This is a genomic window from Xanthomonas sp. WHRI 7064 (assembly GCF_040202355.2).
GTDB classification, from domain to species: domain Bacteria; phylum Pseudomonadota; class Gammaproteobacteria; order Xanthomonadales; family Xanthomonadaceae; genus Xanthomonas; species Xanthomonas arboricola.
Genome location: NZ_CP167821.1, coordinates 3,401,092 through 3,415,268, shown reverse-complemented (window position 1 = coordinate 3,415,268; position 14,177 = coordinate 3,401,092). Strand labels below are relative to the sequence as shown.

Sequence of the window (14,177 nt, the reverse complement as noted above, 5' to 3'; positions counted from 1 at the left end):
AGCGGCAAGGACACCGTGCGCTTGGCTTACTTCCGGACAATGCAGAAGTGACTATGGCATCGTGCCATCTGCATTGCCGCCTAGCCTCACCGGATCGATCACTACATGCTTGATGCGTTGGCGCTTCCAGGTGTAGCTGATATGGACCAGGCCATCGCGGGTCTGGATCACCGCCGGGTAGGAGAACTCGTCCTTTGCGCTGTTTTCCAGCGTGAGTACACGCTGCCAATGCAAGCCGTCGGTCGATAGCGCCACTGCAAGCGTGCCGCGACCATCCCACCAGTCCTTGCCGGCGATACCGGGGTTGTAGACCAGCAGGGCGCGGCCGTCGCGCAGCATCACTGCGTCGGTGCCGGAGTTGGGGTTCTCCACGTCCAGCAACTGCATCGGTTGCCAATGCAGGCCGCCATCCTGCGAGAAGGTACTGAACAACTTGTTCTGCTGGCTGCGTCCGAGTACCTGCACGCGCCCGTCTGCGTGCAGCAGGACGCTGGGCTGGATCGCACCGATCACACTCGGGTCGTTGAGCGGCATGCCGCGCTGCCAGTGCGCGCCGTCGTCGTCGCTCCATTCCAGATGCGCGCGCCAGCGGCGGTCTTCGCTGCTGCTGGGCGCGAGGATGCGTCCGTTCGGCAATTGCACCGGCTTGTTCTTGATCGGGCCGAGAATGCCGTCGGGCAGCCGCTGCGGCGGCGACCAGTGCGCACCGTCGTCATCGGAAGTGGTGCGCAGTCCCCACCAATCGCGCGGATTCGGGCCGAGCTTGTAGTACAGCTGCACCGGGCCGGTGCCGGACTGGAACAGCACCGGATTCCAGGCCGGCAGCGCGGCGCCATTGGTGCCTGCGTGCGCGCCATCGGCGATGCGTCGCGGCGGCTGCCAGTGCTGCTCGCCGCGTTGTGCGAGCCAGATACCGACATCGGCCGCTCCCTCGTGCGCGCCGCCGAACCAGGCCGCCAGCAGCGTGCCGTCGCGGGTTTCCAGCAGCGTGGAGGCGTGCGCCTGCGGTGTCGGTGCCGGGTCGGCGATGAACTCGCTGAGCACGATGGGCGAAGGCGTCGGCATGGGCGATTCGGCATGAACTGCGCAGGCGGCAAGGCTCGCAGCAAGGCAGGTCAGCAGGCGTGACGGGAGCATCGTGGTGAAGTCCTGTGCGGATTTTTAAAGATACCTATTTATTATCTATTAAATACCATGTTCCCCGGTCATCCCAGGCGGTCGTGGTCACCGACCACGGCGAGGCGCGGCGATGTCATGGCACCCGCTCTCCCCATTGCGCTGGCTGGCCGCACTCGGCCTGACCGCGTTGACCCTACCCACCGCCATGACGCAGAACGTTGCTGCGCCTGCGACGTCCATCGCGAAGCGGCGTTGCGAGGATTCAGTCGTGCGCGAGCAGGCCGTTATCGAGATGACACGGTGTACGGTGTGCCTGGCGCTTGGTCGGCGTACTGCAACGCGGTAAACGGGTGCGACCGGCTGTCAGGGCCGATTGGCGTGCAACAACGCGCAGCGCCGTGTGTCCGTCCACTCAGGAGCACACGCATGGCTTTTCCAACATCAGTCAACAACCAGATCAACGATGCTGTCACGCAGTCCAACGTCAAGGTCATTGGCGAGGCGCCTGCAATGGCGATGGGCACGATCTACCAGAGCATGGCGCATTCGAGCGGCATCCTGTTTCAGAACGCGGTATCGGTGCAACAGCAGCAAAACACCCTGTCGCAGGCCGCCACCAACCAGGGCGTGATGCAGATCTACAGCCTTGATACGACCGCCTCGGCGGCGGATGTCGAGAAGGTCGCACAAGCGGGTGTCCCCGACAATCTGACCAGTCTGCTCACCGTGCTCAATGCGTTCAACACCGGCAAATAATGGCGGCTGGCGACAGCGCCAGTGCTGTCGCCAATGTTGCTGACACGAGTGCGTCGGTGCACTCAGGCCGCGTCGTCGTCGCGCGCCTGCGGCGGCAGCAGGATCTGCGGCTGCTTGGCCGAGTGGGTCTGGCACAGGAAGGTCATCAGGTGCGCCGCTTCGGTGCTGCCGATCGGCTGGCTGGGCGCGGGCTTGCTGTGAACGTGTTCGGCGAAGGCGTGCTGGGTCTGCTCCGGAACCGCGGAGACAGGGTCTTGCGTAACGGTGGACGACGACATGAAACGCTCCTGGAACTCACGATCTGACCGTCGCCCGATAGGACGACGGGAATGCGCCACTGCCTTCCACAACGGCGTGAGCCGGTGATCTTGCCTGGAATGCGAACGGTCCGATACCACAATTGGTAGCAGACGCTGCGCGGGCGGCGGACCTCCAGATAGCGGCGGGCGCACGGCGCTCTGAAGGGGCGTCGCTCGGGGGCGCCCGGGGCGGGTTGCCTGGCAGTTGGTTTGGGCGTCGGCGGGCATGGGCGTGCGGCTTGCGATCGCCATCCCGGGCCGGTGCGCGATCTCCAGCAGCCCGCCACCCGCGTGCCGGTTAGTCCTCCGGCGTGATCCACACCTGCTGCTGCAGGCCGCGCACGCCGGGCTTGGCGGTGCTGTCCAGGTCGAACACCACCACGCTGTTGTCGCCCTTGCGCTGGAACGGGGCCGGGAAATACAACGCCCGCTGCGGGCCGATGGCCCAGTGGCGGCCCAGGTTGACGCCGTTGGCCCAGGCCACGCCCTTGCCAAAGGCGCGCATGTCCAGATAGGTGTCGGTCGGTGTGCCGATGCGCAGCGTGCCGCGATGGAAGGCCGGGCCTGCGACGGGGGTGCGGGTCCAGCCGCGGATGCTGTCGGGCGAGCGCATCGGCAGCGGGAAGGCCTGCCAGCCGGTGAGCTGCTGGTTGTCCAGCAGCACCGGGTCGACCAGCCCGGCGCGGCCGTCGGCCATGCGCGGGCCGTAGTTGATGCGGCCGCTGTTTTCGACCAGGACATCCAGCGTGTGCTGGCCTGCCGGAATATCCACGTCGGTGGAAACCTGCTGCAGCCGGCGCTCGACACTGCCGACCGGCTTCTGGTCGACATACACCCGCGCCACATCGCGCACCTCGCCCAGGTACAGCGGCCCCTTGCGCGGGCCGGTGACGGTGGTCCGGTAGAGGATGTAGCCGTAATCCTGGCCGAAGTGCTCCATCGGCTGCGGGGTGTCGATGGCGATCGGGGCGGGCAGGTTGTCCCACAGCGAGGCGGATTCGCGCAGTTGGGTGTCCGGCAGTGCAGTGATCGCGATCGGCTTGGGCAGCGCGGGCGGCTGCACGCCGGTGACGCGGGCGATGGCGTCGCGTATCAGCGCGAACTTGGGGGTGGGGCGGCCGGCTTCGTCCAGGATGGCGTCGTAGTCGTAACTGGTGGTCTGCGGCGCGTAATGGTCGCTGGGATTGCCCTGGAAGTTGGCACCATTCATGAAGCCGAAACTGGTGCCGCCGATGAACATGTAGAGGTTGGCCGAATGCCCCTGGCGCAGGATCCACTCCAGCTCTTCGGTCTGTTGTTTTGCGTCGGTGCTGGCGTGCGGCTTGCCCCAGTGGTCGAACCAGCCGGCCCAGTATTCGCCGACCATGCGCGGTTGGTCAGGGCGGAACTTGATCAGTTTGTCGAACGCGCTTTTGGCCTCGCCGGGGGCGAAGTTCACCACCGCCAGGGTGTCCGGCAAGGTGCCGTTGGCGAGCATGTCGGCGCCGTCGGAGGTGAACAGCAAGGCGTCGTCGAAGCCGGCCTTGACGTACATGGCGCGGTTGTCGGCCATGTAGGTGTGGTCGTCGTCGTAGGAGCCGTATTCGTTCTCGACCTGCACGGCGATGATCGGCCCGCCGTTGTGATTGAGCAGCGGACGCACCTGTTGGGACACGGCATCCAGATAGGCCTGGCTGGCGGCGAGGAAGCGCGGGTCGCGGCTGCGCACGCGGATGTTGTCCTTGCCGAACAACCAGGCGGGGTAGCCGCCGGCTTCCCACTCGGCGCAGGTGTAGGGGCCGGGCCGCAGGATCACGTTGAGGCCTTGCGCGGCGGCCTCGCGTACGAAGGCGGCCACGTCGTTGTTGCCGGTGAAGTCGAACCGGCCCTGCTGCGGCTCGACCAGGTTCCAGAACACGTAGGTCTCCACCGTGTTCAAGCCCAGTGCGCGCGCCTTCTGCAGGCGGTCTTTCCAGTAGTCACGCGGGATGCGCTGGAAATGGATGGCGCCGGAGAGCAGTTGGTACGGCTTGCCGTCGCGCACGAACTGCGTGCCCTGCGTGCCGAAGCTGGGCCAGGTGTGGGTGTCGGCGGCACTGGCGGCGACGGGAAGCGCCAGCGCGAGGGCCAGGACGAGGGGGCTGAGGGTGCTGCGCAACATGGGCGATTCTCGGCGGTAACGAGTGACGAGTGACGAATGACGAGTAAGGACAAACCTCAAGCAAACGAAGGCGGCAGATCCTCCTTGCTCGCGCCGAAGGTCAGGTTCGGTTTGGCGCCCATGGTGAATTCCAGCGTGCCGCCAGCGGCCAGGTCGGCATGCCGCATCCAGCTGCGGTTGGTCGGTTTGCCGTTCCAGCTCAGCGACTGCACATACACGTTCTGCGCGCTGCTGTTGTTGGCGACGATGCGCAGCGTGCGGCCGTTGCCGACATCGAGTTCTGCGCGCTTGAACAGCGGGCTGCCGAGGACGTAGTTGCCGCTGACCGGGTCCACCGCATACAGCCCGAGCGCGCTGAGCACGAACCAGGCACTCATCTGCCCGCAATCCTCGTTGCCGGACAGGCCATTGCGCGCGTCGTGGTATTGCTCGCGCAGCAGCCGGCGCACCATCGCCTGGGTCTTGTACGGTTGGCCGGCGTAAGCAAACAGATACGCGACGTGGTGGCTTGGCTCGTTGCCGTGCGCGTACTGGCCGACTAGGCCGTCGATATCCGGTGGCGCATCGGCGGGCAGTTCGGAGCTGGTGGAAAACAGCTCGTCCAGCTTGGCGACGAAGCCGTCGCGGCCGCCGTACAGGTCCATGTAACCGTACAGATCGTGCTGATTGAGGAAGCTGGCCTGCCAGGCGTTGGATTCGGTGAAATCGCGCCATTTGCTGATATGGCCCATGCCGCGCGGGTCGAACGGCGTGGCCCAGCTACCGTCTTCCAGACGCGCCTGTACGAAGCCGCTGTCGCGATTGAACACGTTGCGGTAGTTGCGCGAGCGTTCGCGCAGTGCGCGTGCATCGTCGGTGGCACCGGCGGCCTGTGCCAGATGCGCGCAGGCCCAGTCGTCGTAGGCGTATTCCAGTGTGCGGCTGACCGCTTCGTCGACCTTGTCGGCGGGGATGTAGCCGAGCTTGCGGTAGTACGCCAGGCCATGGGTGGTGTCGTCCATGGCGCGCTTGCGGTAGGCCGGCCAGGCGGCGGTGTAGTCGATGCCGGTGAAGCCCTTGGCATGCGCTTCGGCCAGCACCACGGCCGAGTGGTAGCCGATCATGCAGCCGGTTTCCACGCCCTGCAGCGGCCAGATGCCCACGCCGTCCGGGCATTCGTTGGCGCCGCGCACCAGGCATTGCAGCAGGTCCGGTACGCGCTCGGGCTGCACCAGGGTGAGCAGCGGATGCGCGGCGCGGTAGGTGTCCCACAGCGAGTAGGTGCTGTAGTTGTGATAGCCCTTGGGGGCGGTGTGGATCTGCAGGTCCATGCCGCGGTAGCGGCCATCCACATCGCTGAACAGGGTGGGCGCGAGCAGGCTGTGATACAGGCCGGTGTAGAAGATGCGGCGTTGCACGTCGTCATCGCTGTCGATGCGTACGCGTGCCAGTTCCTTTTCCCAGGCGGCCACGGCTTGCGCATGCACGCGGGCGAAGTCGAAGTCCGGCAGTTCCGCATCCAGGTTGGCCAGCGCATTGTCGGCGCTGACCGCGGAGATGCCGACCTTGATCAGCAGCGGTGCGTCGGCTGCGTCGGGGTAGTGCAGGGCGGCCTTGAGGTGCACGCCGTCCACGTTGCGCGTGCCTGCGGCCAGCGGTTGGTCTTCGTTGTACAGCTGCACCTGCTTGAACGGCCGCGACAGCCGCATGGCGAAATAGATGTAGCGCCCCTGCGCCCATTGATAGACGCGCCGGCCACCGGTGAGCGTGCGGTCGTCGACCACGCGCAGTTGCGCGTCGGTGATGCGGGTGGGGATGCCGGGTTTGTCCTGCATGCCGTGGCATAGATCCAGCAGCACGTGCGCCGGCTTGCCCTTGGGAAAGTGGTAGCGATGCAGGCCGGCGCGCGCGGTGGCGGTGAGTTCGGCATGTACGCCGCTGTCCTTGAGCCGCACGCGGTAGTAACCAGGCGAGGCGGCTTCGTCGGCATGGTCGTAGCGCGAGCGGTAACCGCTGTCCGGTGCGTCGAGTGCACCGGGCACCAGCTTCACTTCGCCGGTGGCGGGCACCAGCAGGAAATCCAGCATGTCGCCGATGCCGGTGCCGGACAGATGCGTGTGCGAAAAGCCCATGATCGAGCCGTCGGACTCGTGATAGCCGGAGCACGAATCCCACACCGCGTTGTAGGTGTCCGGGCTCAGCTGCACCATGCCGAACGGCAGGGTCGCACCGGGGAAGGTGTGGCCATGGCCGCCGGTGCCGATGAAGACATCGACATGGCGGGTGAGCTCGGCGCGGGTGCGTGCATCGGCCGGCAGTGCGTAGTTGCCGGCGCGTGCGCGCGCAAGCCCGGAGAGGCCGGCGCTGCCGAACAGTGCTGCCGCGATGGCGCCTTGGAGAAAACCGCGTCGTGTTGCCATGGTGATGTGCTCTTGGATGTCACGAAGTGGGGCGGGCCGTACCCTCATCCGCCCTTCGGGCACCTTCTCCCGGCGGGAGAAGGGAAGATCAAGCGCTCTGCAGTTCCGCGTTGGAAGGGTGGGCCCTTCGTGGAATCAGGCGCTGCGCAGCAGCTGGGGTTTGCGTTGGTGCAGGTCGATGATCAGTTCGCCGAACAAGGTGTTGGCCCAGGCGAACCAGTCGCGCGTGAAAGTGCTCGGGTTGTCCTTGTCGAAGGCCTCGTGCATGAAGCCGGTGCCGGCATGGGTGGTCTTGAGCCACTGCAGGCATTGGCGCAGCTGCTCGTCGTCGTCGCTGACCAGCGCGTACTGGATGATCGACATCGGCCAGATCGTGCCCATGCCGCTGTGCGGGCTGCCGACGCCTTCGGCCGCGCTGCCGCGCGAGAAATACGGGTTGCGCTCGCTCCAGGCCAGCTGGCGCGTGCGCAGGAATACCGGGTCGGCGCGGTCGCAGCAGCCCAGGTAGGCCAGGCTAAGCAGGCCCGGGGCGTTGGCGTCGTCGATGAACAACTGGTTGCCGTAGCCGTCCACTTCGAATGCCCAGTAGGCCTGCCCATCGGTATCGCGTTGCTGGCCAAACTTGCGCGTTGCGGCTTCCACTTCATCGGCCAGCGCGGTGCAGTCGGCAGCAAACGCGGCATCGCGATGCAGGGCCGTGCTCATCGTTGCCAGCTGGCGCAGCGAGGCCACCGCGAACAGGTTGGCCGGCACGAACAGCGGATACACGCAGGCATCGTCGGAGGGGCGGAACATCGAGTGGATCATGCCGTTGGGCCGGGTCGGCTGGCCGTAGCCTTCCAGCACCAGGGTCTCGGTCGCCAGCGGCGAGGGGCGCTGGAATACGTAGGGGCCGCGGTTGTCCTTGCGCTGCTGCTCGCGGAAGGTCCTGACCACCACCTGCATCGCCGCGCGCCAGTCGTCGTCGAACGGGGCGGCATCGCCGGTGGCGCGCCAGTATTCGTGCGCGATGCGGATCGGGTAGCACAGCGAATCGATCTCCCACTTGCGCTCGCCCACGCCGGGCTTCATCTCGGTGATGTCGTTGAGCGACCACTTCAGGCGCTGGGTCTGGCCATCGGGCAGGAAGGCGTTGGCGTACGGGTCCAGCCGGATGCAGGCGGCCTGGCGCTGGATCAGGCCATGGAACATGCGCCGCAAGGCAGGGTCGCGCCTGGCCAGCGGCACATACGGGTGCACCTGGGCGGAGGAGTCGCGCAGCCACATCGCATGGATGTCGCCGGTGATGACGAAGGTGTCCGGCTTGCCGTTGCGGGTGCCGGTTTCCACCGTGGTGTCCAGCGTGTTGGGGTAGCAGTTCTCGAACAGCCAAGCCAGTTCGGGATCGGCGATGCGCGACTTGATCTGCACGATCTGCTGCTCGACCGCCTTGCTGACGAAGCGGCGCTGCGCTTTGGCCGGGCGCTTGCTGACGAAGTTGCCGGCAGCCGTGGAGGTGCCGGCAACGGGGGCGGCGAAGGCGGGCAGTGCGCCGGCGAGCAGGCCGGCGCCCGCGCTGGCGCCCAGCAACTGAAGGATGTCGCGGCGGGTGTGCATGACCTGGAGCTCCCTGGGATTTCAGCAAGCGGTCGACGCAGCGGACATCCTTGCAGCGGCGGCATCACGTGCCGGGCCGATGATGAGACCTATGCATGACCAATTCCCGATGACCATACAACGTGTGCGCCGAATGTGCATAGTGCGTCCGCACAATTCGGCGCCGTACGCCTGGCCTGCGGCCATGGCGGCAGTGGCTGGTCCGCGTCCTCGGCGGTCGCGCGGCACCGGCTTTCAACCGGCCGCATGCCCGCGCCAGTGCGCCGGTCCCGCGCAGTGGCCATCGTCGTGTGCATGCCCGAACAGTTCGTCCAGCATGCGCCGCGACGGGCTCCACTCGCCGATCGCCGGGTGGATCAGCATCGCCTTGCAGGCGTCCAGATGGCTGCCGCTGAGCGCGGCCTCGATTGCAGCGTGTTCGTAGGCCTTGAACGAGCGCACCAGCCCTTGCACCGCGGCCGGCAGCGGCGCGGCCGGGATCGGCACGATGCGGTCGCGGTCGATGTCCGAAGCGATTTCCACGATGTCGTCGTCGGCCAGCTCGGCCAGCGCGCCCTGGTTGCGCACGTTGACCACGTGCCGGCTGGGGCGGGCACCGGTCAGCGCGCTCATCACGTCCACCGCGATGCGGTGATAACCGGTGCTGGCGCGGAACGGGTCCGGCTGCGGCGCCAGGTCAGGCGCGAAGGCCGAGCCGGCCTCGGCCTCCAGCTTCATGTACGAGCCGGAGCGCTGCGCCAGGTAGGCGGCATAGGTCTGCACCGCGCCGGTGGTGTCGCCGGCCTCCAGGCGGCTGCGCAGGTCGCCGATCAGGCTGCGGTTGAGCCGTTCGATCTCGCCACCGCGGCTGGCGCCGCTGGCGCGCTGGTTGTCCAGGGCGCGGCGGCGCTCGTAGAAGAAGTACAGGTACTCGGTGGGGATCAGCCGCAGCGCGCGCAGCATGTCGAAGTCGAACAACGGCGCCAGGTACAGCTGCCGCAGGATGGCGTCGTCGGCGAGCACACGGTCGATGATGTCCACGCCACGCAGCCGCACTGCGCGGATCCAGCCCAGGTGGTTGAGGCCGACGTAGTCGCATTCCACCTCTTCGGCCGGCTCGCCGAGCGCGCGCGCGATGTTGTGGAACAGCTCCACCGGCGTGTCGCAGATGCCGACCACGCGCGCGCGGGTGTGCGCGCTGATGGCCTGGGTGATCAGCCCGGCCGGATTGGTGAAGCTGACTAGCCAGGCGTCCGGGCTCAGCCGCTCGATCAGGCGTGCCTGTTCGATCGCCACCGGCACCGTGCGCAAGGCCTTGGCCACGCCGCCGGGGCCGGTGGTTTCCTGGCCGGAATAGCCATGGCGGATGATGGTTTGCTCGTCCGAAGCACGCTGGGCGATGCCACCGACGCGGATGCTGTTGAGTACGAAGTGCGCGCCTTCGATCGCCGCTTCCAGCGAGGGCGCGGCATGCACCTGCAACGCGCCGCCGGACTCGGCGACGATGGCGCGGCCCATCGCCACCATCAGCGCCAGGCGCTCCTGGTCGGGGTCGTACAGCACGATCTCGCGCGCGCCCAGCGCTTCGGCGGCCTCGTTGACGCCGTACACCACCAACGGCGTGCGTACGCCGCCGCCGCCGATCAGGGTCAGCTTGCGATTGTCGACAGAACTGCTCATGGAACGTCCTCGTGTGTGGGGGGAGATAAAAGAAAAAGGCCATCGAGCGCGCCGAGCGCGCTGCAACAGGCAGCGCCGGCATGGCAGCCGTGCTGTGCGCTCTCGTCCAGCGGCAGGCCGCGCAGCTGGGTAGCCAGAAAGCCGGCATCGAAGGCATCGCCGGCACCGGTGGTGTCGCGTACCGGCACGCTGGGTGCGGCGATCGGGCGTGCGCCGTTGTTGTCGATCACCATGGCGCCCGCAGCGCCGCGCTTGATCACCGCCTGCCGCAGGCCAAGCGCGCGCGCCCACGCCAGGCAAGCATCGGCGCCGTCGCCGCAGCCCATCAGCGCGGCTTCTTTCTGATTGGGCAGGAACCAGGTCACCGCGCGGCAGGTGGCGTGGTTGGCCGGGTCGGTGAGCCAGGCCGGGCTGAAGCCCACATCCAGCGAGGTTGTGCAGCCGGCGCTCGCCAGCAGCGGCAACACGACGGCGGCCAGCGTGGCCGGCAACGGCATTGCGAAATGCACATGCCGGGCCGCGCGCATTGCGGCCATGGATTGCTCGCGCAGCAGCAGCGTGCCCAACTCGGCATTGGCGCCGACATAGGTGAAGAACGAGCGGTCTTCCTGCAGCGACACGCTGGTGGTCACGCCGGTGCCGGCTTCCGAATCGACCAGCCCGTCGGCCGAGACACCGAACTCGCCCAGACGCTGGGCGAACACCGCGCGGTCCTGTGCACCGATCGCACCGAGTACGCGCACGTTGCAGCCCAGGCGCGCCAGCGCGCAGGCAGTGATGACGGTGCCGCCGCCGAGCTCACGCGTGTAACGGCGTGCAAGCGCTTCTTCGCCCGGTGCCGGCCAGCGTGCGAAGCCGCTGAAGATATGGTCCAGATAGACCTCGCCGACCACCACGAGTTGCGCGGTGTTCACTGCTGGAACGGCCATGCGCGCTGCCTCCGAGCCTGGATCAGATATAAGGCGCTGCCCGCGCACAGCGCCACCACGGCAGCGAGCAGGCGGTGTCCCGGGCTGGTCGCCAGCAGGTACAGCCAGCCGAGCACGCTGATCAGCAACGGCCAGGGATACAGCGGCATCGCAAAGGCGCGCCGACGTCGCCTGCGTCGCAGCAGCACCACCGCCAGGCATTGCGCCAGAAACTGGAACAGGATCTGGATGATCATCAAGGTGGCGATCAGATCGTCCAGCGACAGCAGGCAGGCCAGCGCCGAGGTCGCACCGACAAACAACAGCGACACGGTCGGGAAGCCGCCGCGCGGATGCAGCCGCGCGAACACGCCGAAGAACTGCCCGGCCGCTGCGGCCGCATACGGCACCCGCGAGTAGCCCAACTGCACAACCAGCGCCGAGCCCCAGCTGGCCAGCACGATCAGCGCCACCGCCACGGTGCTGCCGATAGGGCCGTAGATGGCCTGCATGAAGTCGGCCATCACCGCCTTGGAGTGCGCCGCCTGCTGCCAGGGCAGTACACCGAGCAAGGTGATGTTGAGGCCCAGATACAGCAGCGCCACGATCGGGATCGAGATCAGCACCGCGCGCGGAATCGTGCGGCGCGGCTTGCGGATTTCCCCGCCCAGCATGCACACGTTGTTGTAGCCGCCGTAGTCGTAGACCGCGATCAAGGCCACTGCACCAAAGCCCAGCCAGAATCCGTGCGGCGATGCCGGGCGGGCATGCAAGAACGCCGAGGCGATGCCGACGTCGAAATGCAGCACGCCACTGACGATGATCCACACGCAGGCGCCGATCACCACCGCACTGACCAGCAGCGACAGCAGCTGCACCGAGCGCACCTTGCGATACAGCAGCAGCGTGTTGAACGCGCACAACGCCATCGCGACCGCAGTGAGCTGGGTATGGCTCAGCCCCGGCAGCAGGAACGCCAGATACTGCACGCAACCGACCGCCGCCGAGCCCACCGACAACGGTGCAGTCAGCAGCGTCTGCCACAGATACAGAAAACCGAACAGCCGCCCCCAGCGTTCGCGGCCGTAGGCCTCGCGCAGATAGTGGTACGGCCCGCCCGAGCGCGGAATCGCCGCGCCCAGCTCGGCCCACACCAGGCCATCGCACAGGCAGAGCAGTGCGCCGGCGACCCAACCGGCCAGCACCGCCGGCCCAGCCAGTGCCGACAAGGCCAGCGGAATGGTGATGAACGGCCCGATGCCGATCATGTTGAGCAGGTTGGCCGACAGCGCGCTCCAGAACCCGAGCGTGCGCGGCGGTGCCGACGCCTGTGGAGTCGCCGGCACGACGCTGGGTGCGGTCAGCATGCGCTGGGCTCCGCCTGCGCGACTGCCGCCGTGGTGCTCGCGATGCGTGCGGAGGTCAGCCCGTCTGCGCAGTGAATCGCGGCCGGCTGCAGCCGATGCAGATCAAGCACCAGCACTGCGTTGTCGCCTTTCTTCAACCACGCGCCAGGGCAGAACAGGCACTGCTGCGGGCCGATGTCCCAGTAACGCCCGAGCAGGCGGCCGTTGACCCATAGATAGCCTTTGCGCCACTGACTCATGTCGATGTAGACGTCGCCGACGGTTTCCAGCGCGATGGCGGCCGCGAAGTACAGGCCGGGCCGTGTGGGTGGGCCTTGCAGCGGGCGCAGCGTCGGCGCCTTGTCGTCATCCAGCGGCAAGCCGTAAACCTGCCAATTGCGCAGCTCCCTGCCATCCAGCAGCACCGGGCCGAGCAAGCCTTTTGCATCGCCCAAGGCCGGGCCGAAGTTGATGTGGCCGAAGCTGTCGACCAGGACGTCCAATCTGCGCTCATTGGATGCGGCCTGCGGGAGCGGGAGCTGCGGCGCGCCGTTGAGGCGCGCGTGCGGCATGCGCGAGACATGCCCGATCTCCTCGCCGTCCAGTTGCACCACCGCGTAGTCGTGCACCTTGCCAAGCTCCAGCTGCGTGCCGGCTGTAATACGGCGCCGGTACACCACCAGCCCCAGGTTCTGCTTGAGCAGGCGTTGGTTGTCGGTGGGCCGCTCGGTGTGCACCGGCGTGGGGCTCAGGGTGTCCCAGAGCGCGGCGACCGGGTGCGCTGTGACCGATGCAAAGCGTGCGCGCGGCGGTGCCTGCGGGATTGCCGGCAGCGCGGTGCTGCTGTGCCGGGCGATGATCCGGCGCAGCGCCATGTACGCGGGCGTGGCGCGGCCGCCTTCGTCGATCGGGGCGCCGTAGTCGTAGCTGGTCAGTGCAGGCTGGAACTGCGAGCCGTCGTCCTCGGCATTGGCGCCGGCGCTCAGGCCGAAGTTGCTGCCGCCATGCACCACGTAGAGATTGAACGAGTAGCCGGCGGCCATCAGCTGCTGCAGCATCGGCGCGTAATCGCGCTTTGCGAAGTCGTCTTCGCCCCAATGCGTCAGCCAACCCGGATAGCCTTCGGCCACCCACACCGGCGCGCTGCCTGCAAACTGTTTCGCTTCCTGCAGTTCAGCCAGATCGGCCCCATCCAGTCCCAGCGCGGCGCCTGGCAGATAGGTCTTGCGCCGGCGCAGATCCTTCATGCCCTCGGCCAATGAAAACGGGCCATCGATGCCGTGCGCGCGCCACAGCGTAGCCAATGCCTGCAGATAGCCCACGTCGCTGCCCTGCATGCTGTATTCGTTCTCGATCTGCAGCATCAGCACCGGTCCGCCGGCACTGGCCATCAACGGGGCGATGCGCGGCGCCACTGCGGCGATGTAGCGCTGCACCGCCGCCATGTAGCGCGCGTCGCCGGCATCGCGCAGGCGCATGCCCGGCTCGCGCAACAGATACGGCGGCAGCCCGCCCAGCGTCCACTCGGCGCAGACGTACGGGCCGGGGCGCAGATACACCCATAGCCCTTCCTGTTGGCAGAGGCGGATGAAGGCAACGAAATCGCGTTCGCCGGTGTCGAAATCGAACTGCCCCGGCTCGCGTTCGTAGGCGTTCCACATCAGGTACAGCGCGATGGTGTTCAAGCCCAGTGCCTTGGCCATGCGGATGCGATGCAGCCAGTCCGCACGGGCGATGCGCAGCGGATGCATCTCGCCGCTGCGCAGTTGCCATGGCTGCTGATCCAGCACGAACTGGCCGCGCTCGAAGCCGAACGCATGCGGGCGGCCATCCGGCAGCGGCGCATGCAGCGACGACAGCAGCGCCGGCGCGGCCGCCAGACCGAACGGTGCGAGCAGGCCGAACGTACACAGGCTTCTGCGTTTCATCGCTGCTCCAGGGAGTGGAAGGAATCG

At 67.2% G+C, this 14,177-nt stretch carries 10 protein-coding genes; 1 reads left to right on the top strand and 9 read right to left on the bottom strand.

Translation table 11 applies throughout. The features are described from left to right. Nucleotides 1-51: 51 nt before the first annotated feature. Nucleotides 52-1,137: a sialidase family protein gene (locus tag ABQY74_RS14675; RefSeq protein ID WP_349791981.1), complete on the bottom strand. Its 1,086-nt coding sequence runs from the start codon at nt 1,135-1,137 to the stop codon at nt 52-54. 408 nt (nt 1,138-1,545) lie between these two features. Between ABQY74_RS14675 and ABQY74_RS14670 the strand changes: the two genes are divergently transcribed. Next, on the top strand, nt 1,546-1,875 hold the full coding sequence (locus ABQY74_RS14670; protein WP_349791979.1) for a RebB family R body protein: 330 nt from the start codon (nt 1,546-1,548) through the stop codon (nt 1,873-1,875). A gap of 62 nt (nt 1,876-1,937) precedes the next feature. Here the strand turns inward: ABQY74_RS14670 and ABQY74_RS14665 are convergent, their stop codons facing one another. The 8 genes from ABQY74_RS14665 to ABQY74_RS14630 form a co-directional block, all read right to left on the bottom strand. Then, nucleotides 1,938-2,153 (bottom strand): hypothetical protein, encoded by a 216-nt coding sequence (locus ABQY74_RS14665; RefSeq protein ID WP_016904393.1) that lies wholly within the window; start codon nt 2,151-2,153, stop codon nt 1,938-1,940. A gap of 319 nt (nt 2,154-2,472) precedes the next feature. Beyond that, entirely contained in the window at nt 2,473-4,314 is a 1,842-nt protein-coding gene (locus tag ABQY74_RS14660; RefSeq protein WP_349791977.1) for a beta-galactosidase family protein, read from the bottom strand. A 56-nt stretch (nt 4,315-4,370) separates the two neighbouring features. Next, complete coding sequence (locus ABQY74_RS14655) at nt 4,371-6,713, bottom strand: GH92 family glycosyl hydrolase (protein ID WP_349791975.1); 2,343 nt, start codon at nt 6,711-6,713, stop codon at nt 4,371-4,373. A gap of 135 nt (nt 6,714-6,848) precedes the next feature. Next, nucleotides 6,849-8,309 (bottom strand): glycoside hydrolase family 125 protein, encoded by a 1,461-nt coding sequence (locus ABQY74_RS14650; RefSeq protein ID WP_349791973.1) that lies wholly within the window; start codon nt 8,307-8,309, stop codon nt 6,849-6,851. A gap of 234 nt (nt 8,310-8,543) precedes the next feature. Beyond that, entirely contained in the window at nt 8,544-9,968 is a 1,425-nt protein-coding gene (locus ABQY74_RS14645; RefSeq protein ID WP_104623034.1) for a 6-phospho-beta-glucosidase, read from the bottom strand. Further along, the gene (locus tag ABQY74_RS14640) at nt 9,965-10,897 is read right to left on the bottom strand and encodes a PfkB family carbohydrate kinase (protein ID WP_349791971.1); all 933 of its coding nucleotides are present in this window, start codon (nt 10,895-10,897) and stop codon (nt 9,965-9,967) included. Before ABQY74_RS14640 ends, ABQY74_RS14645 begins: the two co-directional genes overlap by 4 nt. Further along, nucleotides 10,879-12,243 carry an APC family permease gene (locus ABQY74_RS14635; RefSeq protein WP_349791969.1) on the bottom strand — a complete coding sequence of 455 codons (1,365 nt, stop codon included), beginning with the start codon at nt 12,241-12,243 and terminating at the stop codon, nt 10,879-10,881. Before ABQY74_RS14635 ends, ABQY74_RS14640 begins: the two co-directional genes overlap by 19 nt. Further along, nucleotides 12,237-14,150 (bottom strand): beta-galactosidase, encoded by a 1,914-nt coding sequence (locus tag ABQY74_RS14630; RefSeq protein ID WP_349791967.1) that lies wholly within the window; start codon nt 14,148-14,150, stop codon nt 12,237-12,239. The genes ABQY74_RS14635 and ABQY74_RS14630 overlap by 7 nt, the downstream gene beginning before the upstream one ends. Between the last annotated feature and the right edge of the window lie 27 nt (nt 14,151-14,177).

Excerpts from the sequence above, each read along its gene's own strand:
- ABQY74_RS14675 (WP_349791981.1), bottom strand. The coding sequence starts at position 1,137 with ATGCTCCCGTCACGCCTGCTGACCTGCCTTGCTGCGAGCCTTGCCGCC.
- ABQY74_RS14670 (WP_349791979.1), top strand. The coding sequence starts at position 1,546 with ATGGCTTTTCCAACATCAGTCAACAACCAGATCAACGATGCTGTCACG.
- ABQY74_RS14665 (WP_016904393.1), bottom strand. The coding sequence starts at position 2,153 with ATGTCGTCGTCCACCGTTACGCAAGACCCTGTCTCCGCGGTTCCGGAG.
- ABQY74_RS14660 (WP_349791977.1), bottom strand. The coding sequence starts at position 4,314 with ATGTTGCGCAGCACCCTCAGCCCCCTCGTCCTGGCCCTCGCGCTGGCG.
- ABQY74_RS14655 (WP_349791975.1), bottom strand. The coding sequence starts at position 6,713 with ATGGCAACACGACGCGGTTTTCTCCAAGGCGCCATCGCGGCAGCACTG.
- ABQY74_RS14650 (WP_349791973.1), bottom strand. The coding sequence starts at position 8,309 with ATGCACACCCGCCGCGACATCCTTCAGTTGCTGGGCGCCAGCGCGGGC.
- ABQY74_RS14645 (WP_104623034.1), bottom strand. The coding sequence starts at position 9,968 with ATGAGCAGTTCTGTCGACAATCGCAAGCTGACCCTGATCGGCGGCGGC.
- ABQY74_RS14640 (WP_349791971.1), bottom strand. The coding sequence starts at position 10,897 with ATGGCCGTTCCAGCAGTGAACACCGCGCAACTCGTGGTGGTCGGCGAG.
- ABQY74_RS14635 (WP_349791969.1), bottom strand. The coding sequence starts at position 12,243 with ATGCTGACCGCACCCAGCGTCGTGCCGGCGACTCCACAGGCGTCGGCA.
- ABQY74_RS14630 (WP_349791967.1), bottom strand. The coding sequence starts at position 14,150 with ATGAAACGCAGAAGCCTGTGTACGTTCGGCCTGCTCGCACCGTTCGGT.